Source organism: Actinomycetota bacterium, from assembly GCA_030776625.1.
Classification (GTDB): domain Bacteria; phylum Actinomycetota; class CADDZG01; order CADDZG01; family WHSQ01; genus MB1-2.
In genome coordinates, this window is sequence record JALYHL010000012.1 from 1 (window position 1) to 25926 (window position 25926).

A 25926-nucleotide genomic window follows, 5' to 3' on the forward strand; every position below is an offset into this window, starting at 1 on the left:
TCGCTCGGTAGCGCGGCGCCATCCCGCTCTCGAGGCGCCAGCACCGCCACAGGTGTCCCTGCTGCTGCCAGCTCGGCGCAGAGCTCGGCGAGGTAGCTCTCGATGCCGCCGCGGCCGGGCAGGAAGCTCGAGGTCACCATCAGCGCGTCTGCCACGACGGCACCGTATCGGGCCGCGTGCAGCACGCCTCGTGCGCCTCTGGCCGCACCGCCCGCGCGCGCACCGCCGGATGCCACCGTGTCGCGCTCCCGGTATACGTGACCGGCTGAAAGGGCCGGCGCCCTGCGTGTAGGGCGGCTCTTCGGGTACACAGGCGGTATGGACGTCGTCATCTTCGGAGCGAGCGGCAACGCGGGCACGAGCCTGATCCGCGCCGCCGCGACCGACCCCACCATCACCTCCATCACAGGAGTCGCGCGCCGGCTCCCCACGACGCCACTGCCGAAGACGCGCTGGGTCTCTGCCGACATCACGAAGGACGACCTCGGCCCCCTCGTGCGCGGAGCCGATTGCGTAGTTCATCTCGCCTGGTTGATCCAGCCGTCGCGCGACCTGGCGACGCTGCACGCGACCAACGTCACTGGCAGTCGCCGCGTCTTCGAAGCTGTAGTTGCCGAGAAGGTCCCATCGCTCGTGTACGCATCGTCGGTGGGCGCGTACTCGCTGGGGCCGAAGGACCATCCCGTCGACGAGAGCTGGCCGACGCAAGGAGTATCGACGTCGTTCTATTCGCGCCACAAGGCGGCAACGGAGAGGATGCTCGACGCGCTGGAGGCCGAACACCCTCAGCTCCGGGTCGTTCGGCTGCGCCCGGGCCTCATCTTCAAGAGAACTTCGGCGACCGAACAGCGCCGCCTGTTCGCGGGCCCGTTCGTCCCCAGCCCGCTGGTGCGTCGCGAGCTCGTTCCGGTGATCCCGGACATCGCTCGATTGAGGTTCCAGTGCGTGCACTCGCACGACATCGGCGAGGCCTACCGTCTGGCGGTGACCTCAGACGTGCGCGGCCCCTTCAACGTCGCGGCGGATCCGATCCTCGATCCTCCGAGGCTGGCGGAGCTGTTCGGGGCGAAGCTGGTCCAGATGAAGCCGCGCGCGCTGTACGCGCTGTGGAGCGCGACGTACAAGCTCCGCCTCCACCCGACACCTCCGGGTTGGCTGGACCTCGCCTTCCAGACCCCGGTGATGGACACCACGAGAGCGAGAACGGTGCTGGGGTGGGAGCCGCGACATAGCTCCGAGGAGGCTCTGTTGGAGCTCGTTCGTGGGATGCACGGCGGTGCCGGCAGCGACACGCCGCCGCTGGTTGAGGACGACCTAGGGATGCGAGTGCGCGAGGTCGTAAGCGGGGTGGGCCGCCGCAACCCCTACTGAACCGCGCCCAGAGCTAGAGCTTCAGGCTCCAGCCTGATTGCGGCAACACGATCGAGCGCGGGGTGTTGTCGAGCAACCCACTGCGGTAGGCGGTATGCATCGCGTCGACCAAGAGCGGGTCGAACTGGTGACCCGAGGATCGCCGCAACTCCGCTAGAGCGTCTTCGGTCCGAAGCTCGGAGCCGCCCGCCCCGTTCGACGTCATCGCGTCGAATGCGTCCGCGATCGCGATGATGCGCGACTCCAGGGGAATCTCGATCTCCTTGAGGCCGCTCGGATACCCGCTCCCGTCCCAATGCTCGTGGTGATGCAGCACGACCGTCACGAACCTGTCCATCCCCGGCATCCGCGACAGGATGCTCGCCCCCATGATCGGGTGCAACCGGACGAGATGCAGCTCTTCGTCGGTGAGCGGGGTTCTCTTCTTCAGGAGCGCCTGCGGGATGCTGACCTTGCCGACGTCGTGGACGAGTGCCGCCTGTTGGACGAAAGCGATCTGTTCGGGGGCCGATCCCAGGAGGCGAGCGAGGTCCGCCGAGATGCGCGCGACGCGGCCGGAGTGTCCTACCGTGTAGGAGTCGTGGTCGTTCACCGCCGCGACCAGCGCGTCCAACGTCTCCCATGCGAGCTCACGCTGGTCCTTTGCCTGAAGCGTCTCCGCAAGCCGGCGAGGGAAACCTTTGGAGCCGCTCACACTGCACCTGCCTTCGCCCGAAGTAGTGCGACTAGTTCTTTCTGACTATCGGCAGACGCTCCGGCTTCCTTGAATGACTAGCCCACGGCGCATGCCGTTCAAGCGATCAGTTGCCACATAGGAGGAGCGGCGCAGACTTGGCCTTCGTAGGGGTGTAATAAAGACGCAGTGGAAGCTGTCCTCATAGCGGTTGCAGCCGCCGCCATTCTGTTTGTTGGGATCGCGTTATTCCAACGGGTGGCACCACATCAGCTTGTGCGGGCCTATTACTGGAGGTTCGTCAACCCGCTCTTTCGACTCCTCGCCGGGAGGGTGCCCGGTCTCGTGCTCTTGGAGACGACGGGCCGGCGTACCGGCAACAACCATGAGGTACCGGTCGCTGGCCGCCTCGACGGGAGTGTTGTCTGGATAGTGGCTGGTCACGCGGCGCGCGCGGACTACGTTCACAACATCAAGGCGAACCCGCGCGTGCGGGTGCGGGTCGGGGGGCGCTGGCGCGAGGGCACAGCAGCGCTCGATCTCGACGATGATCCACGACGACGTGCGCTGCAAGTGAATCCGATCAACGGATCGTTCATACGAATGGCCACATCGGATCTGGTAAGCGTCCGAGTCGATCTTGACTAGGAAGAGAGTGGGATACGCGCACGCTGCGCATCACATCGTCTGTTTTACGGAAACCTCTGCTTCGAAGGGGCTCAGCGTCTGCGATACGCAGCCGCGGCTCTGGCTCCGGAGCGGCTGAGAGCGAAGAAGCCCGCGGCCAGCGTCATCACGACGGCGCTGAGATACAGCGGCACCGGCGACGCCGCGCGGCGATCTTCGCTGTAACTCGACAGCGCGTATGCCTCGTCGTTGCGGAACTGCGCGTAGGCCACTGCGAACTGGACCTGCTGCTGCTCCTGCTTGGCTACCGCTCCCTGAGCCTGAGCGGCCGACTGCGTCGAGGTGATGGTCTCCGGCACCGGAGGCGGCCCGGCCGGCGCGATCGCCGGAACGATCACGGGGGCCGGCGGGAACACGGGGACGACCGGCAGTGGCGGAGGAGGTGGCTCTTGCTTCGGCTTCTGCTTCAGCAACGCCGCCGCGGGCAGCTTCTGACAGACGACCTTCGCGGTCGCCGATGCCACCGGCGTTCCCGAGACCTTCGCCGCGAGCGTCAGGTTGTGGGTCGTCCCCGCGAGACTGCGCGGGCACGTGAACGCGACGTCGAAGCCGAGGCTGTTGCGCTCGGTGATGTCGACTGTCGGATACAACGCCGGGGCGACGTCTACGACGCCTTTCTTGTCGCTGGTGACGAGCTCGACACTGACGTCTTCCGCGATCGCCCTGACGGTCGCGATGATGGCGGGGGCCAGGTTCAGGACGCCGTCGCTCTCCGTGTCGCTGATCGCACACACGAGCGCGGCTCCGGCGCGGATGTCGATCGAGCCGTTGCCATCGCAGTCGACACCGCCCGCGGGCGCGATGGCTTCGGTCTGCTCCGCCATGTCCGTGAGGTCCACGATCGCAGCGCTGTTCCCCTGCGTCCCCTCCGCTGCGAGCCCTACCTGCCTGATCCCCTTTGCCCGCAGCGTGCTGGCAACCTGAGCGAAGGGAGGCGACGGGTGGGCGGCCTGGTCGTGGAAGCCGTAGTCGGTGACGTGCACGATCACGGGCAGCGCGTCCGCCCTGAACTGCGCCCCCTGGCCCGGTGGTACGCAGGGCGGTGCTTCCTCGCGCGGCGACGCCACACAGCCGGGCTCGCCCTCGCCGGTAGCGGCCTGGTAGAGGCCGGTTAGCTGAGACTCCTCGTAATCGCCGCGCCCGCCACCCGAGGACTCGAGCTTCGCCAAAGCCTCACTGAGCGACGTATCCGCCGGTCCGATCGCCCGGTTGAGCCGGTAGGGGAAGTCACCTTGGACCGGGTCTCCGAATCCCGGGATCGGATAGTCCTTGACCTCGCCGACTCCGAACTGCACATCGATCTTCGAGGCCGCCAGCGAGTCGACGATCTTCTGCATGCCGTTGCGAAGCCCAGCAATGCTCGGGTCCATGCTGGCGCTGGTGTCGACCAGGAAGAACACGTCGAGCGGCGTCGGGTTCGCGGGCAGAGCGAAGCGGTAGTCCACCTGCTCTGACTTTCCCGCCTTCAGCTTCAACGTCGTCTGCGCGGGCTGCAGGCTCGTGTCGCCGAGCACTTCCGGTGGGGTCAGGTCGTTGAAACCGGGGATCTCGATCTCGTCGTTCAGGCCGGTGTAGCGCTCGATCGTCAGCGGCGTGAGCCCGAACACCGACGGGTCGGCGGTACGGTCAGAGCTTAGCTGCATGAGGTTCGGCTGGGGATAGTCCGGCGTGATGGTCGTCCAAAACTCCGGGGGCTTGAAACGGTCCACGCGTTTGTTCTGCGACACGACGACGTCGTCTGCGTCGGCTCCGTGCGCGATCGAGATCGCGGGTCCGCCCGGTCCGTTGATGCGACTCCAGGTGGCGCCCCCGTCGCGGGTGACGCTGAAGGTGAACGTCTCCGCCTCGTAGGCCATCACCCGCGCGGGTGAACCGGGCTTGTGGAAGACGTCGACGACCGGCGTCGGCACCCCGACCTGATCGATGCTGGTGCGGGACGCTCCGGCATCGAGAGAGCGCCACAAGCCATTCGCTCCGAACGTCCACAGCTCGTCGGGAGCGAGAGGGTCCACCGCCATGCCCTGGCTCGCTGCTCCGGAGTCGTTGCGACTCCTCTTCTCCCACGTGTCTCCACCGTCGAAGCTCGCGTAGATGTCGTCCTTGAACGTGGCGGGCGTCTCCCGTACCTGGAGGTAGACGACGTCGGGATCGCTCGGTGCCACGTGCAGTCCGTACAGGCCGCCGGTCAGCGGCGGCAACCCGTCGATCGTGGTCCGGAAGCGGCCGTCTTGGCCGCCGGTGATGATCACGTGAGGTCGCACGGCAGGCCCCACCTGCTCGGCCACCAGGATGTAGATCTTGTGCGCCGCGGCCGGGGCCTCCGGGATGTCGATCGAGACGATGCGCGAGTTGGCGGTCGAAACGGGCGCGTCGAGGCGCGGGAGCAGGTCGATCGAGAAGAACGGCTTCCAGTCACACCCGGAGTTCTGTGACTGCCAGATCTGCTCGCCGTTCGAGGCCAGGATGATCGTCGGCACCAGCGGATGGACCGCGTATGCGGTGAGCTCGCGGCCGCCGCTCGTGAATGCAGGCGCCGCTATCGAGCTCCACGATTTCCCGCGGTCGACCACGTTCGGGCAGATGATCTCCGCCGTCCGCGCCGAGAGGGCCAGGGGGCCCAGAAGCAGCAACGCAGAAAGGACGGCCACGGCCGCCCGAGTGGCTTTCATCATCTGGAGCCTAGGTTCTCCACGGCCCCTCCCAGTCCTTGCCTTCAGGCGTGGCCGATACCAGCGCAACAGAGCGCAAGAGGCCGCCACAGAGCGTGCGGGTTTGGTCGCCCGCTGTGTGCAAACAGAGCGTGCGACGCAAAAAGAGAAGGCCCCGGGGTTGCCCCGGGGCCTTCTTTGTTCTCTTGTAGCGGAGGCTTACTTGCCGATCTTGAAGACGTCGAAGCCTCGGTTGATGTCGTTGGAGAAGATGTACGGGCCCTTGTAGAACTTCGAGCTCCAGGTGTTGCCGCCCTCGGGCTGGAACCAGCCGAGCTCCTTGACCCCGGTGCCGCGCTCGCCGAAGGTCGGTCCCACCGGCGACGACACGTCGAGGTACCGGGTGCCGGCGGTGTACCAGGAGATGGCGACCTTCTTGCCGTCGTCGGAGATGTCGAAGACGTGCGCCGTGCAGCCACCGAGGCCGCCCTGGTCGTCACGAGCGAACAGGACCTCGCCGGGCTCGTAGATGCCCGTCAGGACCGGAACGGTGTCGCCCTGCAGCGAGTAGAAGTACAGCGCGCCACCCGGGCACGGGTAGCCACCGCCGCCGCCACCCTCGTCACCGACGATGAGACCCTTGCCGTCCGGCGTGAACTTGGCGTCGTGCGTGATCGAGCAACCGGGGCACTGGAAGACGAACTTCAGGGTCGGCTTCGTCGGATCCGAGGTGTCGATCAGCTCGATCGTGTCGATACCGGCCGTGACCGCCATCGTCCCCTTCTTGTTGAAGGAGATGTCGTGGGGGCTGAGCCCCGGCACGATCATCTCGTTGACCTTCTCGGGCTTCGCGGGGTTCTTGATCGACCAGATCTCGATCACGCCGCGGTTGGTGAGATCGGAGTCCGAGTTGTAGACGATCGGCTGCGTCGGGTGCGCCGTGGTGTTGTGCGAGCCACGGGCGATCTCGGCGAACCCGATCGGCTTGGGCTTCTTGGGGTTCGTGATGTCGACCGTCATGAAGCCCTTCTTGCCAACGGCGAGGCAAGACTCGGGGCCACCGGCGGAGTCGGCCGCCATGATGACGGTCTTGTTGTCGTGGCTGATCTGGATGTCGTTCTGGTAGACCGGGCACTTCAGCCACGCGACCTCTTTCGGCTTCTCCGGGTTCGTGATGTCGATCACGTGGAGGCCGCCGCCGTCCTCGACGGAGGCGAAGGAGCCGGTGAACGCGTAGTCGCGGCCCTTGATGGTGGTGAACTCCATGTCGGAGCCGCTGGCGTAAGGGATGTTCGCGATCAGCTTCAGTCCCTTGCCCTCGCCCTGCAGCGAGGCGGAGTCTTGACGCGCGCCGGCAGCCGAACCGAGCGAGCCGAGGATCATCCCGGCCATCGCGGTCGTGGCTACAAGCGCCTTTTTGCCGATCAACGCTTTCATCGATTTCTCTCCCTGTTCAAGCTGACTTTTCTTGTCTGTGGGGGCTTGATTCGCCGCACCATCGGCGTGTCCTGCCTGGTCACGGCGGACATTTCCGACCCGCCGATGGACGTGGACGCGAAGAAGGGGAGGCCGGAGCCTCCCCTTCTAAGAGCCGCCTCTCCGGAGTTACTTCTTGGGGATCGTGAACGTGCCGGTCACCGTCAGGTTGTCGTTGGGAGCGGCAAACGGGGACACGAAAGCGGAGGCCGCCGCCGCGACGGTGCCGCCGAAGTCGCTGGCTCCACCCGTGATCTTGGAGCCTTTCTTCGCCCCGATCATGTCCATCGGGACGGGGATCGTGATCGTTCCGCTGGGCGCATCGAAGGTCGCGTGCACCAACCCGACCTCTTCGCACACCACGGTGGTGCCGACCGTCGAGCAGTTGCCGCGGACGAAGAACGGGGCAGACCCGGGGTCGCGCGGCGGCGGGCACTGCCCGGAGGTGGGGTCACATGCGCCTCGGCTGTAGTTGGTGAACTTGCCGTCGAGCTCGAGGCCCTTGCCGTCCACCATGAAGTCCCAGTTGTAGCGGGTGAACTCGGGCATACCGCCGGGCGCGGGAAGGCTCGCGACCTTGATGATGAAGTTGACGGTCTTGGCGTCCGCCATGCCCATCGAGGCCTCCACCAGCTCCTGGCCGAGCGCGTTCCCGACCGGTGCCAGGTTTGCGTCGACGTTCGAGCCCCAGTCGTTCGGCGCGTCTTTCCCCACGACGACCGGTCCCGCTGCTTTCTTCTTGCCTGCTGAGGCCGGGGTGGAGGTTCCGATCAGCGCGCCAACCAGAAGCCCGCTTAGGAGCATCGAGAGGATCGCCTTGCGCTTCATTACTTCTCCTTGTGAGCTTGGTGAGTCCGCCTATTCGGTGAGGTTCGACGGTTCGAGGTGTGTTCCTGCCGGCCCAGAAAGGCCCCCGCGGCCAGAAGGGGACGACGGCGGTGTGGAGAAATAGGACGGAGCGGACACAAAACAAACTCCCAGGGGGCTCTCTCATGAATTCGAGCGTCAAGCGGCTTCTCGCCGTGATGGTTGCAGGAGCGGTCGTGGGACCGGCCTTCATCGCGGGCGGAGCGGGCACCGCCGTAGGCAAGGCGGCGCCGAAGCTGTTCGATCTCGACAAGGCTCCGAAGCCCAACGTCAGCGGCAAGGAGATGATCGAGGGCCTCGAGGAGTACGTCGACAAGTTCCCGATGCGTCACAACGGGCTGCCGAACAACGTGAAGGCGGCCGAGTTCCTGGCCAAGGAGGCCAAGGGCTACGGGTTCAAGACGACGATCCGCAAGTTCGAGGTCGGCACACCTTCCCGCACCGTGCGCGTCGTCGAGTCGGTCAAGCGCGGGACGAAGAAGCCCAACGAGTGGATCGCTTTCATCGCGCACTACGACGTCGTTGCCGGTGGCGGGTTCACCATCCAGGGTGCCTACGACGACGGAAGCGGCACGAACATGCTCCGCTACTTCGGGAGGGAGCTGTCGAAGATCAAGACCAACCGTTCCATCGCACTGCTCTGGTTCGATGCCGAAGAGAACGGGCTGCTCGCGTCGCAGGCATACGCCGACTACCTAGAGAAGAAGGGTCAGAAGATCCACGCGGGCCTCGGCTTCGACATGGTGGGCATCGGTTACCCCGCTCGCTACTGCATCTGCATCTATCACGGGCCGATGCCGGAGGACGCGGCGCTCGCCGTTCCGATCATCAACCACGTGAACTTCGACTACCTGAAGTTCCCCGAAGGTGACGGGGGCCGCGCACTCACGCAGCGGTGGCCGCTCGGGACGGATGGCCACGTCTGCAGTTGCGGGCCGAACATCCGGAACTCCGACGAGTCGAACTTCGCGGAAAAGGGCTGGTTCACGATGCGCTGGACGGGCATGCGAACGGCCGCGGACTATCCGGGCTACCACCAGCCGTGGGACACGGTCCCGTTCATGGAGGCCGTCGCCGGAGGTCGCAAGAACCTCGAGCAGGGCACGGAGAACACCTTCAACTCGGCCTGGTACACGACCTTCGTCCTGGACAACCTCTAGACCCAACGGAGGCAACAGCCTCCTGGGGGCCGGTAAAGCGGCGCTAGGAGCCGGAGCGGAAGGCGTCAGCCACGGAGGGGCCGCCGCCAGCGTCGTCGTCGGAGGGGATGGACTGCGAGTGGTCCTCGGAGCCCTTGTTGATGCTCTCCATGTCGTCTGCGCTGTCTTTCGGGTCGTCAGCAGCTAGCTCGTCGAACTTCGGCATCGGTCATCCCTTTCGATCGGAAGCGTCGTTGGGAGTTCCTACCCCGCCCCCCGGGCGACAAGCCATCGGGCGAGCCGCCGGCTCCAGGCGCGCTTGATCCTGGCGTCTGCTGCTCCGAGCACTTGCGGCAACACGGCTCCAGGTTGTTCGCAAAGCCTGCCGCTCCGAGTGCCACGCCGCAGGATCCGTGAGGCCCCAAGCTTCACCATTTGTTCGCGCCCCGCTAAGCGTCTGTTCACCAGGTGCTTCCTAGTCTCGTGTCGAACCATTCATCTCCCGAGGCAAAGGTGGAGCCATGTCCGTTAGCAGAAGAGACTTCCTCGTTAAGAGCGCGGCTACGGCGGGAGGACTCGCGATCGCCGGGCCGCTGGCCGCGCTGGGGCAGCGGCTGGCGACCGGAGCAGTGGTCGAGGCGCTCGGTTACGGGCCGCTCGTCGACAAAGGACCGCTGTCGCTCCCCAAGGGCTTCCGCGTGAAGATCATCTCCCGCGAGGGTGACCCGATGAGCGACGGCAACCCGACGCCGAGCGCATTCGATGGGATGGCTGCGTTCAAGGGCCGCAACGGCAACACGATCCTGATCCGCAATCACGAGAACCGCGCGCTGCCGAGCGAGATCCCGGTGGTGGTTCCGCTCGACAAGCGCTACGACGTGCTGCCCTTGGCGAACGCAGGTTGCACGAAGCTGGTGGTGAACGAGCGGCTGGAGGTCGTCAGGAGCTTCGCGGTGCTCGGGGGAACCATCACCAACTGCGCCGGCGGCAAGATGCCGTGGGGCAGTTGGATCACGTCCGAGGAGCAGTTCGTCACCGGCGAAGAGCCCCACGGATACAACTTCGAGATCCCCGCCGGCAAGAAGGGCGCAACGACGCCCGAGCCGATCCGGGCCGCAGGGCGTTTCGTGCACGAGGCGGTCGCCTGGACTGACGGAGCCCTTTACGAGACCGAGGATCAGGGTGACTCCTCGTTCTATCGCTACACCCCAGAGACGAAGCCGACGCAAGCGGGAGACCTCGCCAAGAGCGCAGGACGCCTGCAGGCGTTGGCGATCAAGGATCAGCCGACGGCCGACACGCGCAAGGGGTGGCCGCTTGGGAAAGCCTTCGCGGTGACGTGGGTCGACATCGAAGAGCCGGATCCGTCGAGCGACTCGATCCGCGAGGAGGCCCAAGGCAAGGGCGCGGCGATCTTCGCCCGCGAAGAGGGGATCTGGGTAGGCAACCGGAGGATCTACTTCGACTGCACCTCGGGTGGTGACGCGGGCCTCGGCCAGATCTGGGAGTACGACCCTCGCGCGATGACGCTCACGCTGATCTTCGAGTCCAAGAGCGAAGAAGAGCTTAAGAACCCCGACAACCTCACCCTCTCCCCTCTGACCGGGGACCTCTTCCTCTGCGAGGACACCGGCGCGCCGCAATTCGTGCGGGGTCTGACGAAGGACGGCCGGATCTACGATTTTGCCAAGGCGAACGACCTAGACAGCGAGTTTGCCGGCGCCTGTTTCTCGCCTGACGGAAGAACCCTCTTCGTGAACCAGCACGGCGGTCGCCGGGGCGGTTTCGGCGGCACCGCGGCACGCACCTACGCGATCCGGGGCCCCTGGACCGGCTGACGACGTGGACGAACCTGGGGACATGAGCTGCGCACTCTTCATCGGCACCGCGCTACTCGTGTGGCTGGGCCTGCAGTAACGGCTCCGGGAGGTCTCGTCCTCTAAGGGCGCTTCACGAACGACCCCGCGGCTCGCGCTGCCGCCGTCTGCAACATGAACGCCGGATGACGCGCGGCTGAACTCGAACATCTATCTCCACACATGTGGAGATCTCGTTGCGGAGAAAGAGGCCGCAGGAGAGAGGATCTCTCGGGGATGTAGAGACCCTCTCTCCTCGGCTTCTACCAAGGACCGGGGGGAGTCCTCGGTGACAGGGGATGCGAGTCGGAACCTAGGCATCCAGTGCTAACCGGCAGTGAACGAAGCGGGATGTGGCGATGAATCTTCTGAGGCTCGCCCGGCCCTCCCCCGCTCTGGACGATGTTCACGCGGAGTTCATGAAGCCGATACGGCTCGTCAATATCCCGTTGCTAGCGTCGCCTCGAAAGGCCTCCGCGGGGAGGTCTAGGTGCTCTGAGAGAGCCCGGAGAAGGAGGAGCTACAGCATGATCCGACCGTCATCTAAGCCCTGGAGGCTCGCGCTGCTCGCCTGCACGATGGCGCTGCTGGGAGCGGCTTGTGCTCCCGACCAGGCCACCGGCACGACGGCCACAGGCGACACCGGTGGTGAAGCGCTTGCGGGATCGATCGCGATCTCCGGATCGTCCACCGTGGAGCCGATCAGCGTGGCAGTTGCCGAGAAGTTCAACGCGGAGAACCCGAACGTAGAGGTGTCCGTCCAGGGCCCGGGTACCTCCGACGGATTCGAGCTCTTCTGCAACGGGGAAACGGATATCTCCGATGCCTCGCGTGCCATCAGCCAAGAAGAGATCGATGCGTGCAAGAAGAACGGGATCGAGGCCGTCGAGCTCAGGGTTGCCATCGACGGCCTGTCCGTCGTCACCTCGACCGAGAACGACTTCGCGCAGTGTCTCAGCTTCGGTGACCTCTGGGCCTTGCTTGGTCCAGAAGCGGAGGGCTTCGAGCAATGGTCGGACGCCAACGAGCTGGCGGCGCAGTACGACTCTCAGGCCGCCCCGTTCCCCGACCAACCGCTCAGGGTCACCGCTCCGGGTGAGGAGTCGGGGACCTACGGCTCGTTCATCGAGCTCGTCTTCGAGCCGTTCGTCGAGGAGCAGGGTTTGAAGGAATACGAGGAGGAGGTCGCTCCCCGACCGGATTACCAGGCTTCGGCGAACGACAACGTGATCGTCGAAGGCGTATCGGGTACGCCGTCGTCGCTCGGCTGGGTCGGTTATGCCTTCTACAAGGCGAACGAGGACAAGCTGAAGGCTCTGGAGGTGGATGGCGGCAACGGGTGCGTGGCTCCGACCCCGCAGGCCATCGCCAGCTTCGAGTACCCGATCAGCCGGCCGCTGTTCATCTACGTAAACAAGCAGAAGCTCGAGGAGAACCCCGCGACGCAGGCTTTCGTCGATTTCTATCTTTCGGATGAGGGGATAGCGTCGGCCGAGGAGGTCGGCTACATCCCGCTCGAGGAGTCCGAGTTGGAGGCGACGCGGACAACGTGGGAGTCTCAAGAGGTGATCACGGAAGCAGCTTCTTAAGCAGCCCGTTCAACAGACAGGGGAGGGGCCTTCGCCCCTCCCTGTTTGTCGTTCGGGGATGACTTTGTCGGACGTTCGACCTAGGTTCGGGAGCAGATGACCACCACACCCATCGATATCGCTGCCCTTCAGGGGAGCCCCCAACGCCGTCGGCGAGAGTCGCTGATCTTCCGCGGCTTTCAGCTAGCCGCGGCCGTGTCCATCTTGATCAGCGCGGGGATCGTCTTCTCGCTCCTGGGCGAAGCCATCGTCTTCCTCAGCAAGGCCGACCTGTCTCAGTTGCTGGCGGGCGGTTGGTACCCGCGGCGGGGGCAGTTCGGCATCGCGACCATCGTCGCGGGCACCATGGTGGTCACGGTCGTGGGCATGTTGGTCGCCGCGCCTTTGGGTCTGGCCGCTGCCATCTATCTGTCGGAGTACGCGAAACCGCGGCTACGCCGCCGGGTCAAGCCCATCTTGGAGATCCTCGCCGGGATACCCAGCGTCGTGATCGGCTTCTTCGCGCTGACCTGGATCAGTCCAGAGGTGATCCAACGGATGTTCAGCGACGCGAGCGCCTTCAACATGGCCGCAGCGGGTCTGGGCGTGGGGATCCTCGTCACCCCGCTCGTAGCTTCGATCGCCGAGGACGCGTTGCGCTCGGTGCCGCAGACGCTGCGGGAGGGCGCGGTCGGGATGGGTGCGCGTAAGCGGACAACGACACTGCAGATCGTGCTTCCGGCCGCCGTATCAGGGATCGTCGCCGCGTTCATCATCGGGATGTCGCGGGCGATCGGCGAGACGATGGTCGTCGCGATCGCGGCGGGTGGAACGGGCGGCTCAGCGTTCACCGTAGATCCGACCGGCCCCGGTCAGACCATGACGGCGGCCATGACGGCTCTGGCGGTAGGTAGCGACCAGGTGCGGGGCACCGACGGGACCTTCCAGAGCTTGTTTTTCGTCGGCTTGCTGCTGTTCTTCATCACACTGACTCTGAACATCCTCAGCGAGCGCTTCGTTCGCCGCGTCAGGCAGAGGTACTGATGGCTTCTCGCGCTCAGCCGCTCACGCCTAGTGACCTCGTTGCCGCGAGCTTGCGGGGACGTAAACGCGACGTGGGGGGCCTGCTATTCGAGGGTCTCTTGCTGTTCGCGCTGTTCGTGTCGTTGCTCGTTCTCGTCGTGCTTCTGTACGACGTCGTCAGCGGCGGCATCTCGGTGTTCTCCGAGCGCGGCGGCGAGTTCCTGCGCGGGCGGTTGTCGATCGTGACCGCAGCCACCGCCGGCGTGGGGCAGGGCATCTTGGGTTCCGTGATGCTGACCGTGATCGTGATCATCGTCGCGTTCCCGCTGGGGATCGGAGCCGCGATCTACCTCGAAGAGTTCGCAGAGGACACGCGCTTCAACCGTTTCATCAACGTCAACATCCGCAACCTCGCCGGTGTCCCGTCGATCGTCTACGGCCTGCTGGGCCTCGCGATCTTCGTCAAGCTCCTGGTCGAGTTCACCGGCGGGAGAACCGTCTTGGCCGGAGGTCTCACGCTGGCGGTGCTCGTCCTGCCGATCGTGATCATCACGTCGGCGGAGGCGCTGCGGGCTGTACCACACAGCATCCGCGAGGCGGGCTACGGCGTGGGAGCGACGCGGTGGGAGGTCATCCGCAGCCACGTTCTGCCTTCGGCGGCGCCGGGCATCCTTACGGGCACGGTGCTCTCGCTATCCCGCGCGATCGGCGAGACCGCTCCGCTGCTTCTCGTCGGCGCAGTGACCGGGTTCCTCGCGACCGGAGGTGCGAGCCTGTACGAGCAGATCTACGGCGGGTACACGGCCCTCCCGGTCGTGATCTTTCGGTGGGCGAGTCTCCCCAGCCAAGACTTCAGAGCCCTGACGTCTGCGGCGATCATCGTGCTCCTTGCACTCACCTTGACCGCGAACGCGGTGGCGATAATCCTTAGGAATCGTTACGAGAGGAAGTGGTAACGCGATGGACGCCGGTACCCTCACAGACCACCGAGAGGCATTGCATGGGAGACCTCACATCGAGCTAGACGTTCAACAGCAGTCGCAGCGACAGTGGCCATCGCGCGACGTCGTCTTCTCGATCCGCGGGCTGTCGGTCTACTACGGCGGCTTCAAAGCCGTGCGGGACGTATCCCTCGACATCTTCAAGAACCAGATCACGGCGTTGATCGGTCCCTCGGGCTGTGGGAAGACGACGATGATCCGCTGCCTCAACCGGATGAACGATCTCATCGAGAACGCTCGTATAGATGGACAGGTCCTCTACCACGGTGTCGACCTCTACGACAAAAGAGTCGACGCCGTAGAGGTTCGTCGCCGCATCGGGATGGTCTTCCAGAAGCCGAACCCCTTCCCGAAGTCGATCTACGACAACATCGCCTTCGGTCCGAAGATCGCGGGCTTCAAGGGCGACATGGCCGAGTTGGTCGAGCGGTCGCTCCAGCGCGCCGCGCTGTGGGACGAGGTCAAGGACCGGCTGAAGGAATCGGCATGGTCGTTGTCGGGTGGCCAGCAACAGCGTCTGTGCATCGCCCGCTGCATCGCGGTGCAACCGGACGTGATCCTCATGGACGAGCCCTGCTCCGCGCTGGACCCGATCGCCACCGGCCGCGTCGAGGACCTGATGCAGGACCTGAAGAGCGACTACTCGATCGTCATCGTCACCCACAACATGCAGCAGGCCGCGCGCGTCAGCGAGATGACCGCGTTCTTCACCGCCGAGGTCCAAGAGGATCAGGACCGGCGGACGGGCCTCCTCGTGGAGTACGACAGGACCGAGCAGATCTTCACCAACCCGAGTGACCAGAGGACCGAGAACTACGTCACGGGACGCTTCGGCTAGACCCCGGGCTCGTGTGGTTGCGCGTTCGCCGCGTTAGGGGACGAACTTGTAGCCCAGGCCCCTGATCGTGATGAGGTGGTTCGGCGAGTGCGGCGACTCCTCGCACTTGGCGCGCAGTCGCTTGATGTGGACGTCCAGCGTCCTGGAGTCACCGAAGTAGTCGGAGCCCCAGATGCGATCGATCAGGGTCTCCCGGCTGAGCACGCGACCCGCGTTCTCCATCAGCAGCTCCAGGAGTTCGAACTCTTTGCGCGGCAGGTGCACGGGTTCCCCTCTGACGCTGACCTCGAATCGATCGGGGTCGAGCCTGATCCCACCACCCTCCAGAACGCCGTCTGAAGAGGCGGCCCCCGTCGTGCTCCGCCGCAACACCGCCTTGACGCGGGCGATCAGCTCCCGCGCGCTGAACGGCTTCGTCACGTAGTCGTCGGCGCCCAGCTCCAAGCCGAGCACCTTGTCGAACTCCGCGTCCTTGGCGGTCAGCATGATGATCGGAACGCTCGACGAGCGGCGAATCGCCTTGCAGACCTCCTCACCGCCCAACCCGGGCAGCATCAGATCGAGAAGGATCAGGTCGGCACCGTTGGCGTTGAAGCGCTCCAACCCGGTCGCTCCGTCCGTCACGCGTTCGACCTGGTAGCCCTCTCGCTGGAGCTGGTATTGCAGCGCCTCTCCGAAGCTCTCTTCGTCTTCGATCAGCAGCAGCTTCGACACGTCTTCTCCTTGTCAGCCCGCGAGGGATGTGACGCTCGGCCCGGGTGGGAGCGCCGGCAGCCTCGTTTGGAAGGTCGAACCCTCGCCCAGCTCGCTGCTCAAGGTGACCTCGCCTCCATGCAGCTCTGCGACATGCTTCACGATCGCCAGGCCGAGCCCGGTCCCGCCGCGGGCGCGAGAACGAGCTCGGTCGACGCGGTAGAAGCGCTCGAAGACCCGCGCCTGCGCCTCGAGCGGGATGCCGATTCCGGTGTCGCTCACGCTGAGGAAGGCGTCGCCCCCTGTCGTCTTCACCTCTACGGTCACCGTGCCGAGCGCCGGCGTGTAGCGGATCGCGTTCTCGAGGAGGTTGCGGATCATCACGCCCAGCTGCTGGTCGTCGCCCTTTACCCACACACCCGGCTGGATGTCCGCCCGCAGGTCCATGCTCTTCGCCTCGGCCGACGCTCTCGCGCGACCCAGTTCCCTCGCCGCGAGTTGCGAGAGGTCCACGGGGTCGGACGGGATCGCCGCGGGGTCTTCGAGTCGAGACAGATCCAAGAGGTCGTTGATGAGGCTTGCCAGACGCGCGGCCTCGCCGACCATCTTGTGTGAGAACCGCGCTACGGCCTGCTGATCGTTCCCGGCGGCTTGTTCGACGGCCTCTGCCAGCGTTTGCAGGCTCGCCACCGGGCTCTTCAGCTCGTGTGACGCGTGCGCGACGAATTCCCGTCTGACCCGCTGCGACAACGACTCTTCGGTGACGTCCTGGAGGATCAGTAGGACATCGGCGCCCTCGCCGATCGGGACGGCTCGCGCTTTGATCCACGATCTCCTGGGGAACCAGAGGGTAAGCAGCTCCTCGATCTCGCTCCCCTCGGCCAGAGCCCGCCGCGCCACGACCACGACCTCCTCGGAGGGCAGCCGCGCCGGGAGGTCGTTGCCCTGGATCCCGAGGATCTTTCCGGCCGCGGCGTTCGCCATCACCGGCCGCAGCCTGTCGTCGAGGAGGAGGACACCTTCCGCGATCTCGTCCAGGACCTCCCAGGTGGAGCCATGCAGCCGCGAGGCCGGACCTGCTTGTTCGGCCGGGGGCGGATCGGAACGGGTTTCGGTCGGCGCCGTGCGAGACGAGCGGACGACGAAGAGGGTCACGAGGACGCCGACGACCGCGCCTGCGGCGAGGAAGAGAGCCTCTGTCACGACACGTTCACATCCGTCTCATTTCCCGTTCGAGTCTATTTTTCTGACCGCTGCTGAGACGGCCTCTTGCCTGCAGCGACGGCGTCATTTCCCCGAGAGTTCACGGTGACGTCACCTTGCGGTCACTCAAGCTCCACGAGCTCAAAGGTAGGCTCCTTGGATGATGAGGCTGAACTTCCACGACGAGCTCGAGGCGGCGGAGGGCCGGCTGCTCGCCGAGGGGCGCATGGTCCGCAAGCAGCTCGAGCGGGTGATGCAGGCGCTGCGCGAGCGCAACGAGGATTGCGCTAGAGAGGTGATCGAGGAAGACGACCAGGTCGACGACGTATACCTTGCGACGCAATCCCGAGTCCTGAACCTCCTTGCCCTGCAGGCACCCGTCGCGGGCGACCTGCGGCTTGTCAGCGCGATCCTGCACTCGAACGTTCACATCGAGCGCATGGGTGACCTGTGCGTGAACATCGCCAAGTTCGTCCTGAACAAACACCCCTACCCGTCGGACTCGCCGATGATGGTTCGGCTGAACGAGATGGGGGACCGCGCGGCCGAGATGATCGACCTCGCTCTGTCCGCTTTCGCGCAGCGCAGCGAGGAGCTGGCGGCGGACCTACCCGATCGGGATTCGGTACTCGACAGGCTGAACCGCGGGATGCTGGAGGATCTCAAGACCTACGCGGGTGACGAAGAGAGCTTCGAGTGGGCGACGAAGCTGATCCTGGTTGCTCGCTACCTGGAGCGTTTTGGGGACCACGCCGTCGATATCGGGGAGCAGATCTCCTTCCTCGTCACGGGCGTCTTCCGCGAGTTCACCGACGCGTCACATCCCGGGGAGGATCCGCAGCCGTACTCGCCGAACGGTCAGGGGTTCTCAGAGCGCTGACCCGTCCGGACGCCGGCGCCTAGTATCTCGTCGTGACCGACGACGAGCTCGAGACGCTTCGGGCGCAGGCGAAGGAAGACCGGAAGCTCATCCAGCGCGCCGCGGAGGTGTTGGGTGAGATCGACCGGGGGCCGGGGCTGAACGGGCCCCAAGCGGACGTGCTGGCGGCGCTGCGCATCCGCCTCGAGGGAAAGCCGCGCGGGTCGCTCGAAGACCTGATCTCGGCAGCCGGAGACATCAGCTCGAAGAAGGACCTGGGGGACGTCCTCGGCGGCGGCGAGCCGAAGACCGTCGACTGGCCCGTGATCGAAGAGAAAAAGAAGGACTGGCCAGGCCTCTAGCCGGGAGACTCAGTCGTCTCGTTCGCGGAGGAACTTCTCTAGCTCGGCCGCCAGCGCTTCTCCGGACGGCAGCTCTTCGGCCGAGATCGGGCTTTCCTCGGCCCTCTCGTCCGCTCGAGCCTCCAGCAGTTGGACGTACGCCTGCACGTCTTCGTCCGTTGCAACCATCTCCGAGACCCGCTCCTCGTAGGCCAGGCTGGCACGCTGCAGATCGTCGACCTCCGCCGGCGCGCCGATCAGCCCGACGGCCTTGTCAACTAGAGCCAGAGCTGCTTTCGGGTTCGGGCTGACCGCCAGGTAGTGCGGGACGGCGGCCCACAGACTTGCGGAAGCGATCCCGGCGCGCGCGAAGGACTCATGAAGCACGCCCACGATGCCGGTCGGCCCTTCGTAGCGCGATCGTTGAAGACCGAGACGTTCGATCAGCTCCTGGTCCGCCGCCGTCCCGGTGATAGGCGTCGGGCGAGAGTGCGGCACGTCCGCGAGCAAGGCGCCGAGAGTGATCACCAGCTGCACGTCGTGACGGCGTGCCATCTCGACTATGACTCCGCTGAACGTCTTCCAGCGCACGTTCGGCTCGGTCCCGACGAGAAGCAGAACGTCGTGAGGCAGACCCGGAAGCTTCGCGGCGGAGAAGTCATTCTCCGGCCAGCGGATCACGCGCGTGATCCCGTCGTGGAGCTCGACCTGAGGCCGCACCGCCTGGAAGTCGTAGAACTCCTCGGGGTCGATCGACGCCACCTTCCTCGAAGACCAGACGCGAGCTAGGTGAGTGGCCGCATACGAAGCAGCGTCGCCCGCGTCGTTCCAGCCGCGGAAGGCCGCGACCAGGATCGGGTCGTTGAGGGAGATCTCTTCGTGCTGGTTGAGCATCTCGTTCGGGTCCGGCATCGACCCAGGTTAGCGGGGAGTCGCGGAAGCGCTTGCGGTGATTAGCCGGCTACTACTTCGTCCGCGTCGCGTGTCGCGAGATGGCGCTGCAGCTTGCGCTTGATGCGCTGAAGAGCGTTGTCGATGGACTTCACGTGGTTGCCGAGAGCCCCCGCGATCTCCTCGTAGGACTTCCCGTCCATGTAGAGGCGGAGCACGTCGCCCTCGAGCTCAGTGAGCGTCTCCGTCATCGAGTCGCGGATGGCCTCGATCTCCTGCGCGGAGATCACGAGCTCGACCGGATCCGAGGTCGTGGAGGCAACAAGGTGGTCACCCAGCGAGCGGTCGTTCTGGTCGTCGCCGTAGGCAGGAGCGTCGAGCGAGATCGAAGAGTTCAGCGGCTGGTGCTTCTGGCGGTTGGCCGTCTTGATCGCGGTGAGGATCTGCCGCGAGATGCACAGCTCGGCGAAGGCCCTGAAGGGCGTCTCCTGATCGAGGTCGAAGTCACGGATCGCCTTGAAGAGGCCGATCATCCCCTCCTGGACGACGTCTTCCTTGTCGGAGCCGGCGAGGAAGTAGGAGCGAGCCTTCGAGCGGGCGAAGTTGCGGTAGCGCGAGAGGAGGACCTCCAGGCAGCGCTCCTCGCCTGCCCGCACCCGCTGGACGAGATCGAGGTCTTCGAGCTCGGAGGTGCCAGCCTGATCTTCCGTCCACACACTTGCCACGTTCTTCTGCTCCCCCGCTTTAGAAGATCTCGGCGTGTATCTATGGTTCTTATCGGCACCCGTTCCTGGATGCCTTACTTCGGTTTTCAGGCTATTTGTCCGTATTCGGAACAACAATGGCCCGTACGGGTGGTATTCCTTCTTCCGAAGGAACTAGATACCTCTTTTTACTCAGTTCCTGGAAGACCCTGCCTTGGAGGCGAACGGGGACTGGTGTCCCTCCCGGTCTTCAAAACCGGTGCGCCGGCTAACCCCGGTGGGTGGGTTCGATTCCCATCCGCCTCCGCTTATTACAACGAAAAGAGAACCCGGATGGTTTGGGCTCCGGCGGATCCGCCATGCCCGGAGCCATCTCACCCACCCGCCGCTGCGCGGCTCTCGGTGGGCTCGATTCCCATCCGCCTCCGCTACTTAGATCAACGACGCGAGGCCTCGGAAGGTTCGCTCCGGCGGATCCGCCATGCCCGGAGCCATCTCACCCACCCGCGGCTCCGCCGCTTGTGGGTGGGCTCGATTCCCATCCGCCTCCGTTACTTAGATCAACGACGCGAGACCTCGGAAGGTTCGCTCCGGATCCGCCATGCCCGGCCGCTAAGTCGCTCCTTGGCGGTGCTCAGCCGTCGAGCTTCCCGCCGATGGCTTCTCGGGCGGCATCTGCCGTCTCGGGCGAGCGAGCTATCAGGATCCAGTTCCCGCCGACGACGAACGACTCGTTCTCATCACGCCGCGCCTCGAGGTCTTGCTGCATCGCATCGTTGTCGTCGTAGATCCCGACGCTTACGGGTTCACGGTCGATGCGGCACACGCCCCGCTCCGCGCCCGGGACGGGGGCGACCTCGAGGCCCCTGCACTCGACGCCTCCCTCATTGAGCGCCTCGACTAGGTCCTCCGCGGTTTCGAATTGCTCCGGCTGACTCACGTCGTCGGCCACTTCGTCGACGGCTTCACCGGTCTGTTCGCACGCCGAGAGCGCGAGAAGTCCCACAACTGCGATCACCACCAGCGCGATCGAACGCCGCATGCTCATCGTCTGTGTCACGAGCGAGTCACCGCCCGCTAGTCATGAACGAACACCTTGGTGCCGACGGGGTTGTCCGCGTAGAAGCTCTTCGTGACATACATCGGGAGCCGGATACACCCATGACTATCGGGATAGGGGGGCACGAAGGTGCTCCCGTGGAACGCGTAGCCTGCCTCGTGGAAATAGGACGGGTACCAGAGCTCGCCCAGGTCGCTGTGTCTCCATCCCGGGATCTTCCACAGGATCTCGAACTCACCGGTCGGAGTCTCGGCTTTGCTCCGCTCGCCGTCGGACATGTAGTACTCGCCGCTTCCGCTGGAGATCGACAGCGTTCGCACGACCTCTCCCTCGCGCACCTCGAGCGAGACCTGACGTGACAGATCGACATCGACGAAGCTGGGGGTGCCGCGGTCGGGAGCCTCGGGTTTCTCCGACACCACCAGCTGCTCAAGCTGTTGTGGCGTGACGATGCCATCTCTTCGTAGTCCATGAAGCTTTTCGAAGGCATACACCGCTTGCAGCGTCGACTCCGAGAAAACGCCGTCGAGTGGACCCGGATCGTAGGTGCGTTCGCGTAGCGCCTGCTGCAGGGATCGCACGGCCGGGACCCTGGCACCCGGCCTTAGCGTCACGTCCCACCGGACCGGCTCGACGTCTCGGAGCGCGCTGATCGTCGCGAGGTCTGAGCCGCTCGATCTCAGCTTCTGGAGGATCCCGGGAAGAGCTTCTCTGTGACTACGCCTCCAGAGCTGCAACGACACGATCGACCCGGGCCGGGCCTTGTCGACGACGTTCCGCTCGATCTCGGTAGCGGCCCCCTTGCCGGCCTGGTAGCTCCACCGCACCGCCCCGTAACCGAGCCCCGCCGCCACCCGCAAGACTTTCGTGTTCCGGGCGCCTCCCGGTGGTCGAAGGAACGGTCCTGCATCTATCCCCAGCTCCTGCAGCGTCGTCGCCGCCCGCCGGATCGAGGAGCGCACTGCGGACTCGCTGAGGTTGGTGAACCTCTCGGTCCCGAAGCCGCGGTTTCCCAGTGCGTGCCCCTCCGCAACGATCAGCATGCCGGTGCTGGCGTGCTGCGCGAGCCAGCGTCCCGGCAGGAAGAAAGAAGCCCGTGCATCCGCGGCGTCGAGCATGGTTAGTACGTCGAAGAGGTGCGCGAGCTTCGTGGGTCCTTCGAGCGTGAGCAGCATCTGGCCGCTGGGACCGGTGACCCATTCGGCAGGGGGACGCGAGGGCGGCTTCGCACGGGAGCGCTCGCGCGGCGATTGAGCGCTCGCGAGCGGCGAGACCGACATAACGAGGACGACCGCTGCTAGCAGCGCGAGCCTCAGCGACCTCTTCAGCACTTACCCTCCTCGTCATCAATTCTCCCATGACACTTGGGCTACTTGGTGCAAAAGTCGCGCTTTCGTGGCGCGCGTCTGCACACACGCGTGAGAGATTCATCGAAGACGAACCGGGGTGTAGCCGAGGGACCGAGAGCGAACGCAAGAGCCACATGATGGTGCGATGTAGAGACCTCCTCGTCCTCCTTTTCCTCGTCCTCGCGTCGGCTGCATGCACGGACAACGCGCAGTCGCCGACCTCCACCGCGGCCGACGAATCTCCCGCGCCTGCGTGGCACTCCATGGCTGAAGGACCGCTCGGACCACGGTTCGGTCACACCGCGATCTGGACGGGTGAAGAGATGGTGATCTGGGGAGGCGTGGGGCCGCAGGAGGAGATCGCGGACGGAGCGTCCTACGACCCGCGCTCGGACGAGTGGGTTCGGCTGCCGCGCTCACCGATCGGCCCGCGCTTTGGTCACACCGCGATCTGGACGGGTGAAGAGATGCTGGTCTGGGGCGGAGAGGGCCGCGAGGGGAAGCTGTTGTCCGACGGCGCGGCCTACAACCCCACGACCGAAACCTGGAGACGCATCAGGCGATCGCCCCTCGGCGGCCGCTTCGGCCACTCCGCTGTGTGGACGGGCGAAGAGATGGTGATCTGGAGGGGAACCAGCGCGGAGGGTCCGTTCGCGGACGGTGCCGCGTACGACCCCTTGAGGGATCGCTGGCGCGCTATCGCGAAGGCGAGACTCGGACCGCGCTTCGGGCACTCAGCTGTGTGGACGGGCGAAGAGATGGTGATCTGGAGGGCGAGCAACGCGGGTGGACCCTTCGCCGACGGAGGTGCATACGACCCGCGCAAGGACTCGTGGAGGCCGGTGGCGGAAGGTCCGCTGACGAGACGCGCGGACCACGTGGCGGTATGGAGCGACGCAGAGATGGTTGTGTGGGGGGGGACGGGTCCGGAGGGAGCGCTCGACGACGGTGCCGCTTACGACCCGACGAGGAACTCGTGGCGCTCACTCGCACCCGCCCCCATCGCGGGCCGCGTGGTGTCGAGCGCGGTGTGGACGGGTGCAGAGATGGTGGTGTGGGGAGGAACCGGGCCGCACGGGCTGGCCGCGAACGGCGCTGCGTACGACCCCGCGGCGGACGCGTGGCGGGAGGTCCCACCGGGTCCCCTCACTGCCCGGTACGGGCATACCGCCGCATGGACCGGGGAGGAGATGCTGATCTGGGGCGGCGACACCGCCGCGGGCTTAGCGGGCGACGGTGCTGCATTCCGACCTGATAGGTGAGGCGCCCGTCAAGGGTCAGCCGGTGTCCACAGCGAAGGCCTCCCCGGCGAGCATCCTTCGCCCGAGGGCCGGCGCCCCAGCTATTGAAAACGATTTCCATTAACGCTACCTTCAGCGATCATGGATGTGACCGTGGTCGTAGCCACCTTCGCGACTCTCCTCGCCATCAGCGCGCTGTCTCTGGTCGGCGCGGTCACGCTGGTTCTCGCTCCAGCCACGTTGCGCAAGAGCCTCATCATCCTCGTGGCATTCGCAGCTGGAGCGCTCCTGGGCGACGCCTTCGTCCACATCCTCCCGGAGGTCGCTGAATCCGAGAACGGGTTCGACCTGCCGGCGTCACTCTCGCTCGTGGGCGGCGTGGTCGTCTTCTTCGTCCTCGAGAAGGTGTTGCACTGGCATCACTCGCACCTGCCAACCGAGGAGGTGCTGCACCCAGTCGCGTCTATGAACCTGGTTGGAGACGTCCTCCACAACTTCATCGACGGCGCCATCGTCGCGGCTGCATTCGCGGTCTCGCCCGCGGTGGGGATCGCTACGGCTGTCGCGGTCGCGCTGCACGAGATCCCTCAGGAGCTGGGCGACTTCGGGATCCTCCTACACGCCGGGCTCCGTCCGCGCAAGGCGCTGATGCTCAACTTCGCGACGGGGCTGGCATCCATCGCGGGCGGTGCAGCAACGTTGTTCCTGGCGTCGCTCGGTTCGATCGAGCGCCCGCTGCTGCCGTTCACTGCCGGGGCGTTCGTCTACATCGCCAGCACTGACCTGATCCCCGAGCTGCACAAAGAGCCCGAGCCGATGAAGTCCGCCATCCAGGTGCTGGCGCTCCTCGCGGGCGTGGGGACGATGGTGGCTCTGTTGGCGCTTGAGTGATGGACACTCCACGTCGGGAACCTGACAAGACACACGCCCCGCTCCCGCAACGCAGAGCAACGCGTCAACGCGCTGCTATCAGAGACGTCCTCCGGCAAGCCGGCGGGTTTCGTACTGCGCAGGAGCTACACGAGGACCTGCGAAGGGGTGGGCAGCCCGTCGGCTTGACCACCGTCTATAGGGAATTGCAGAAGCTCGCAGACGCCGGCGAGATCGACGCGCTGGTGAAGCCGGCGGGCGAGACGATCTACCGGCTGTGCAATTCGCACGACCACCACCACCATCTGGTGTGCAGAGCTTGTGGGGTGTCCGTCGAGGTCGAGAGTGAAGCCGTCGAGGAGTGGGCGCAGCGGACCGCAACGGCGCACGGATTCCGCGACGTGATCCACACCGCCGAAGTGTTCGGACTTTGTGGAGACTGCTCAAAATAAGGCGGCGACGAAGCGCGCGTGGCTTCGGGGTTAGGGGGTGTTCTCTTCGTCATAGGACAGCACGTAGGTCCCGGAGTGGTCTCGGTCCCAGTAGTGGTGGGCTTCGTAGCGGAACTGGTTGGCGGGATCGGTGATCCACCCATCGGGGTGGTTCTGCCTCCAGCTCTGCACACCGGACCATTCGTAGCCCGGCACGAGGATCGTCGTGACGTCGTGCCGCGCGCGGATCGTGTTCAGCACCCGCTGCGAGATCCGTTCCCACCTCCGCGCAGGTGTTGCTCGGTCGGTCGGCGGGATGCCGATCGGCTCGTTCATGAGGCCGTAGCCGATGACGGTTCGGTTGTCGTCGAACCTCCTGCTGAGGCGCCGCCAGACGTCCGCGAAGTCCGCTGTCGTGCAGCGCGTCGTCCCGATGGCTCGCCTGATTCCGTGACCGTTCCGGTCTTTGTAGTAGGCGCCGTAGTTGTGCATGTCGAGCACGACCTCGAGCCCGGCGGTCCCCGCTCGCTGCACCGCGTCGGCCAGTCGCTGTAGCTCGAGCTTCGAGAGCGGCCGGCCCAGCCGCGGCTGCAGCCGTTCCCACCGGAACGGGATCCGCACCATGCCGACGCCGCGCCGCGCCAGGAAGTCGAAGGTCTCTTGAGAGTCGTAGTGATAGTCCACCCCGTACGTGCCGGCGTTCCTGTTCGAGAAAGCAGACTTGGGCGCGACGCTTGGAGCCGCGAACTCCGCACCCGCAACGTTGACGCCGCGCCCGGGGTGAGCGAGATGCCGCTCGAGTACCACCGCCTGTGAGTGAACCGTGTCAAGGCCACTGCTGTCGCTGGCCGTGTAGATCGCGAGCCTGTAGTCCTGGGGCCACCACTCCCCGGTCGCCCACGCCGTTACCCACAGCCCCGATGCGTCCGCGTGCTGCATCCACCGCTCGGCGAGGTGGTTCCACTGATCCGCGTCGCCCGTATCGCGGGGCCACCCAACCTCCCCGATGAAGCCATCGGCGCGGTTCTCACTTAGCCAGGAGGTGAAGTCCTGCAATTCATCTAGGGCGCGGTCCTCAACCAAGGTCGGGGGTGCATGGTCGGCCCGTGCCGGTGCTGCGGCAAGAATCAGCAGGAT

25 protein-coding genes and 1 tRNA gene are annotated in these 25926 nt (G+C 65.5%); 14 read left to right on the forward strand and 12 right to left on the reverse strand.

Translation table 11 applies throughout. The features are described 5' to 3' along the window. Positions 1 to 318: 318 nt before the first annotated feature. Positions 319 to 1371 carry an NAD-dependent epimerase/dehydratase family protein gene (locus tag M3N53_14755; GenBank protein MDP9069582.1) on the forward strand — a complete coding sequence of 351 codons (1053 nt, stop codon included), beginning with the start codon at positions 319 to 321 and terminating at the stop codon, positions 1369 to 1371. Between the two features lie 13 nt (positions 1372 to 1384). Here the strand turns inward: M3N53_14755 and M3N53_14760 are convergent, their stop codons facing one another. Next, positions 1385 to 2065: an HD-GYP domain-containing protein gene (locus tag M3N53_14760; GenBank protein ID MDP9069583.1), complete on the reverse strand. Its 681-nt coding sequence runs from the start codon at positions 2063 to 2065 to the stop codon at positions 1385 to 1387. Between the two features lie 168 nt (positions 2066 to 2233). On the opposite strand from M3N53_14760, the gene M3N53_14765 reads away from it, so the two are divergent. Further along, entirely contained in the window at positions 2234 to 2692 is a 459-nt protein-coding gene (locus M3N53_14765; GenBank protein ID MDP9069584.1) for a nitroreductase family deazaflavin-dependent oxidoreductase, read from the forward strand. Between the two features lie 71 nt (positions 2693 to 2763). On the opposite strand, the gene M3N53_14770 is transcribed toward M3N53_14765, so the two are convergent. The 3 genes from M3N53_14770 to M3N53_14780 form a co-directional block, all read right to left on the reverse strand. Further along, on the reverse strand, positions 2764 to 5400 hold the full coding sequence (locus tag M3N53_14770; protein MDP9069585.1) for a hypothetical protein: 2637 nt from the start codon (positions 5398 to 5400) through the stop codon (positions 2764 to 2766). Positions 5401 to 5598: 198 nt separating this feature from the next. Next, positions 5599 to 6816 carry a hypothetical protein gene (locus M3N53_14775; GenBank protein MDP9069586.1) on the reverse strand — a complete coding sequence of 406 codons (1218 nt, stop codon included), beginning with the start codon at positions 6814 to 6816 and terminating at the stop codon, positions 5599 to 5601. A gap of 168 nt (positions 6817 to 6984) precedes the next feature. Next, the gene (locus M3N53_14780) at positions 6985 to 7683 is read right to left on the reverse strand and encodes a hypothetical protein (protein MDP9069587.1); all 699 of its coding nucleotides are present in this window, start codon (positions 7681 to 7683) and stop codon (positions 6985 to 6987) included. Positions 7684 to 7847: 164 nt separating this feature from the next. On the opposite strand from M3N53_14780, the gene M3N53_14785 reads away from it, so the two are divergent. Beyond that, on the forward strand, positions 7848 to 8882 hold the full coding sequence (locus M3N53_14785; GenBank protein MDP9069588.1) for a M28 family peptidase: 1035 nt from the start codon (positions 7848 to 7850) through the stop codon (positions 8880 to 8882). A 43-nt stretch (positions 8883 to 8925) separates the two neighbouring features. Here M3N53_14785 and M3N53_14790 read toward each other — a convergent pair whose 3' ends face one another. After that, complete coding sequence (locus tag M3N53_14790; GenBank protein MDP9069589.1) at positions 8926 to 9087, reverse strand: hypothetical protein; 162 nt, start codon at positions 9085 to 9087, stop codon at positions 8926 to 8928. A gap of 295 nt (positions 9088 to 9382) precedes the next feature. Between M3N53_14790 and M3N53_14795 the strand changes: the two genes are divergently transcribed. From M3N53_14795 to pstB, 5 genes are all read left to right on the forward strand, one after another. Further along, entirely contained in the window at positions 9383 to 10699 is a 1317-nt protein-coding gene (locus tag M3N53_14795; protein MDP9069590.1) for a PhoX family protein, read from the forward strand. A gap of 545 nt (positions 10700 to 11244) precedes the next feature. Then, complete coding sequence (locus M3N53_14800) at positions 11245 to 12306, forward strand: PstS family phosphate ABC transporter substrate-binding protein (GenBank protein MDP9069591.1); 1062 nt, start codon at positions 11245 to 11247, stop codon at positions 12304 to 12306. Between the two features lie 96 nt (positions 12307 to 12402). Beyond that, entirely contained in the window at positions 12403 to 13329 is a 927-nt protein-coding gene (gene pstC / locus M3N53_14805; protein ID MDP9069592.1) for a phosphate ABC transporter permease subunit PstC, read from the forward strand. Continuing rightward, positions 13329 to 14264, forward strand: coding sequence for a phosphate ABC transporter permease PstA (gene pstA / locus M3N53_14810; protein ID MDP9069593.1), 936 nt, complete (start codon positions 13329 to 13331; stop codon positions 14262 to 14264). The genes pstC and pstA overlap by 1 nt, the downstream gene beginning before the upstream one ends. 4 nt (positions 14265 to 14268) lie before the next feature. Continuing rightward, complete coding sequence (gene pstB, locus M3N53_14815; GenBank protein MDP9069594.1) at positions 14269 to 15147, forward strand: phosphate ABC transporter ATP-binding protein PstB; 879 nt, start codon at positions 14269 to 14271, stop codon at positions 15145 to 15147. 33 nt (positions 15148 to 15180) lie between these two features. On the opposite strand, the gene M3N53_14820 is transcribed toward pstB, so the two are convergent. Then, positions 15181 to 15861: a response regulator transcription factor gene (locus M3N53_14820; GenBank protein ID MDP9069595.1), complete on the reverse strand. Its 681-nt coding sequence runs from the start codon at positions 15859 to 15861 to the stop codon at positions 15181 to 15183. A gap of 12 nt (positions 15862 to 15873) precedes the next feature. Beyond that, positions 15874 to 17043 (reverse strand): ATP-binding protein, encoded by a 1170-nt coding sequence (locus M3N53_14825; protein ID MDP9069596.1) that lies wholly within the window; start codon positions 17041 to 17043, stop codon positions 15874 to 15876. Between the two features lie 160 nt (positions 17044 to 17203). On the opposite strand from M3N53_14825, the gene phoU reads away from it, so the two are divergent. Together phoU and M3N53_14835 are read left to right on the forward strand one after the other, a co-directional pair. Next, the gene (gene phoU, locus M3N53_14830; GenBank protein ID MDP9069597.1) at positions 17204 to 17923 is read left to right on the forward strand and encodes a phosphate signaling complex protein PhoU; all 720 of its coding nucleotides are present in this window, start codon (positions 17204 to 17206) and stop codon (positions 17921 to 17923) included. Between the two features lie 32 nt (positions 17924 to 17955). After that, positions 17956 to 18264 carry a hypothetical protein gene (locus tag M3N53_14835; GenBank protein ID MDP9069598.1) on the forward strand — a complete coding sequence of 103 codons (309 nt, stop codon included), beginning with the start codon at positions 17956 to 17958 and terminating at the stop codon, positions 18262 to 18264. A gap of 9 nt (positions 18265 to 18273) precedes the next feature. Here M3N53_14835 and M3N53_14840 read toward each other — a convergent pair whose 3' ends face one another. Both M3N53_14840 and sigH read right to left on the reverse strand, forming a co-directional pair. Continuing rightward, positions 18274 to 19155 (reverse strand): PAC2 family protein, encoded by an 882-nt coding sequence (locus tag M3N53_14840; GenBank protein MDP9069599.1) that lies wholly within the window; start codon positions 19153 to 19155, stop codon positions 18274 to 18276. A gap of 41 nt (positions 19156 to 19196) precedes the next feature. Next, complete coding sequence (gene sigH, locus M3N53_14845) at positions 19197 to 19859, reverse strand: RNA polymerase sporulation sigma factor SigH (protein ID MDP9069600.1); 663 nt, start codon at positions 19857 to 19859, stop codon at positions 19197 to 19199. 195 nt (positions 19860 to 20054) lie between these two features. Between sigH and M3N53_14850 the strand changes: the two genes are divergently transcribed. Further along, a tRNA-Sec gene (locus M3N53_14850) sits at positions 20055 to 20146 on the forward strand. A gap of 326 nt (positions 20147 to 20472) precedes the next feature. Here the strand turns inward: M3N53_14850 and M3N53_14855 are convergent. Together M3N53_14855 and M3N53_14860 are read right to left on the reverse strand one after the other, a co-directional pair. After that, complete coding sequence (locus M3N53_14855) at positions 20473 to 20880, reverse strand: hypothetical protein (GenBank protein MDP9069601.1); 408 nt, start codon at positions 20878 to 20880, stop codon at positions 20473 to 20475. 35 nt (positions 20881 to 20915) lie between these two features. After that, the gene (locus M3N53_14860; protein ID MDP9069602.1) at positions 20916 to 22229 is read right to left on the reverse strand and encodes a polysaccharide deacetylase family protein; all 1314 of its coding nucleotides are present in this window, start codon (positions 22227 to 22229) and stop codon (positions 20916 to 20918) included. A 155-nt stretch (positions 22230 to 22384) separates the two neighbouring features. On the opposite strand from M3N53_14860, the gene M3N53_14865 reads away from it, so the two are divergent. The 3 genes from M3N53_14865 to M3N53_14875 all read left to right on the forward strand — a co-directional run bounded on the left by M3N53_14865 (position 22385) and on the right by M3N53_14875 (position 24810). Then, entirely contained in the window at positions 22385 to 23509 is a 1125-nt protein-coding gene (locus M3N53_14865) for a hypothetical protein (GenBank protein MDP9069603.1), read from the forward strand. Between the two features lie 120 nt (positions 23510 to 23629). Further along, on the forward strand, positions 23630 to 24379 hold the full coding sequence (locus tag M3N53_14870) for a ZIP family metal transporter (protein ID MDP9069604.1): 750 nt from the start codon (positions 23630 to 23632) through the stop codon (positions 24377 to 24379). Further along, the gene (locus M3N53_14875) at positions 24379 to 24810 is read left to right on the forward strand and encodes a transcriptional repressor (protein MDP9069605.1); all 432 of its coding nucleotides are present in this window, start codon (positions 24379 to 24381) and stop codon (positions 24808 to 24810) included. The genes M3N53_14870 and M3N53_14875 overlap by 1 nt, the downstream gene beginning before the upstream one ends. 30 nt (positions 24811 to 24840) lie before the next feature. On the opposite strand, the gene M3N53_14880 is transcribed toward M3N53_14875, so the two are convergent. Beyond that, positions 24841 to 25872, reverse strand: coding sequence for a glycoside hydrolase family 5 protein (locus tag M3N53_14880; GenBank protein MDP9069606.1), 1032 nt, complete (start codon positions 25870 to 25872; stop codon positions 24841 to 24843). Positions 25873 to 25926: the final 54 nt, after the last annotated feature.

Coding starts and splice junctions, on each gene's coding strand:
- M3N53_14755 (MDP9069582.1), top strand. CDS start 319: ATGGACGTCGTCATCTTCGGAGCGAGCGGCAACGCGGGCACGAGCCTG.
- M3N53_14770 (MDP9069585.1), bottom strand. CDS start 5,400: ATGAAAGCCACTCGGGCGGCCGTGGCCGTCCTTTCTGCGTTGCTGCTT.
- M3N53_14775 (MDP9069586.1), bottom strand. CDS start 6,816: ATGAAAGCGTTGATCGGCAAAAAGGCGCTTGTAGCCACGACCGCGATG.
- M3N53_14780 (MDP9069587.1), bottom strand. CDS start 7,683: ATGAAGCGCAAGGCGATCCTCTCGATGCTCCTAAGCGGGCTTCTGGTT.
- M3N53_14785 (MDP9069588.1), top strand. CDS start 7,848: ATGAATTCGAGCGTCAAGCGGCTTCTCGCCGTGATGGTTGCAGGAGCG.
- M3N53_14790 (MDP9069589.1), bottom strand. CDS start 9,087: ATGCCGAAGTTCGACGAGCTAGCTGCTGACGACCCGAAAGACAGCGCA.
- M3N53_14795 (MDP9069590.1), top strand. CDS start 9,383: ATGTCCGTTAGCAGAAGAGACTTCCTCGTTAAGAGCGCGGCTACGGCG.
- M3N53_14800 (MDP9069591.1), top strand. CDS start 11,245: ATGATCCGACCGTCATCTAAGCCCTGGAGGCTCGCGCTGCTCGCCTGC.
- pstC (MDP9069592.1), top strand. CDS start 12,403: ATGACCACCACACCCATCGATATCGCTGCCCTTCAGGGGAGCCCCCAA.
- pstA (MDP9069593.1), top strand. CDS start 13,329: ATGGCTTCTCGCGCTCAGCCGCTCACGCCTAGTGACCTCGTTGCCGCG.
- pstB (MDP9069594.1), top strand. CDS start 14,269: ATGGACGCCGGTACCCTCACAGACCACCGAGAGGCATTGCATGGGAGA.
- phoU (MDP9069597.1), top strand. CDS start 17,204: ATGATGAGGCTGAACTTCCACGACGAGCTCGAGGCGGCGGAGGGCCGG.
- M3N53_14840 (MDP9069599.1), bottom strand. CDS start 19,155: ATGCCGGACCCGAACGAGATGCTCAACCAGCACGAAGAGATCTCCCTC.
- M3N53_14855 (MDP9069601.1), bottom strand. CDS start 20,880: ATGCGGCGTTCGATCGCGCTGGTGGTGATCGCAGTTGTGGGACTTCTC.
- M3N53_14865 (MDP9069603.1), top strand. CDS start 22,385: ATGGTGCGATGTAGAGACCTCCTCGTCCTCCTTTTCCTCGTCCTCGCG.
- M3N53_14870 (MDP9069604.1), top strand. CDS start 23,630: ATGGATGTGACCGTGGTCGTAGCCACCTTCGCGACTCTCCTCGCCATC.
- M3N53_14875 (MDP9069605.1), top strand. CDS start 24,379: ATGGACACTCCACGTCGGGAACCTGACAAGACACACGCCCCGCTCCCG.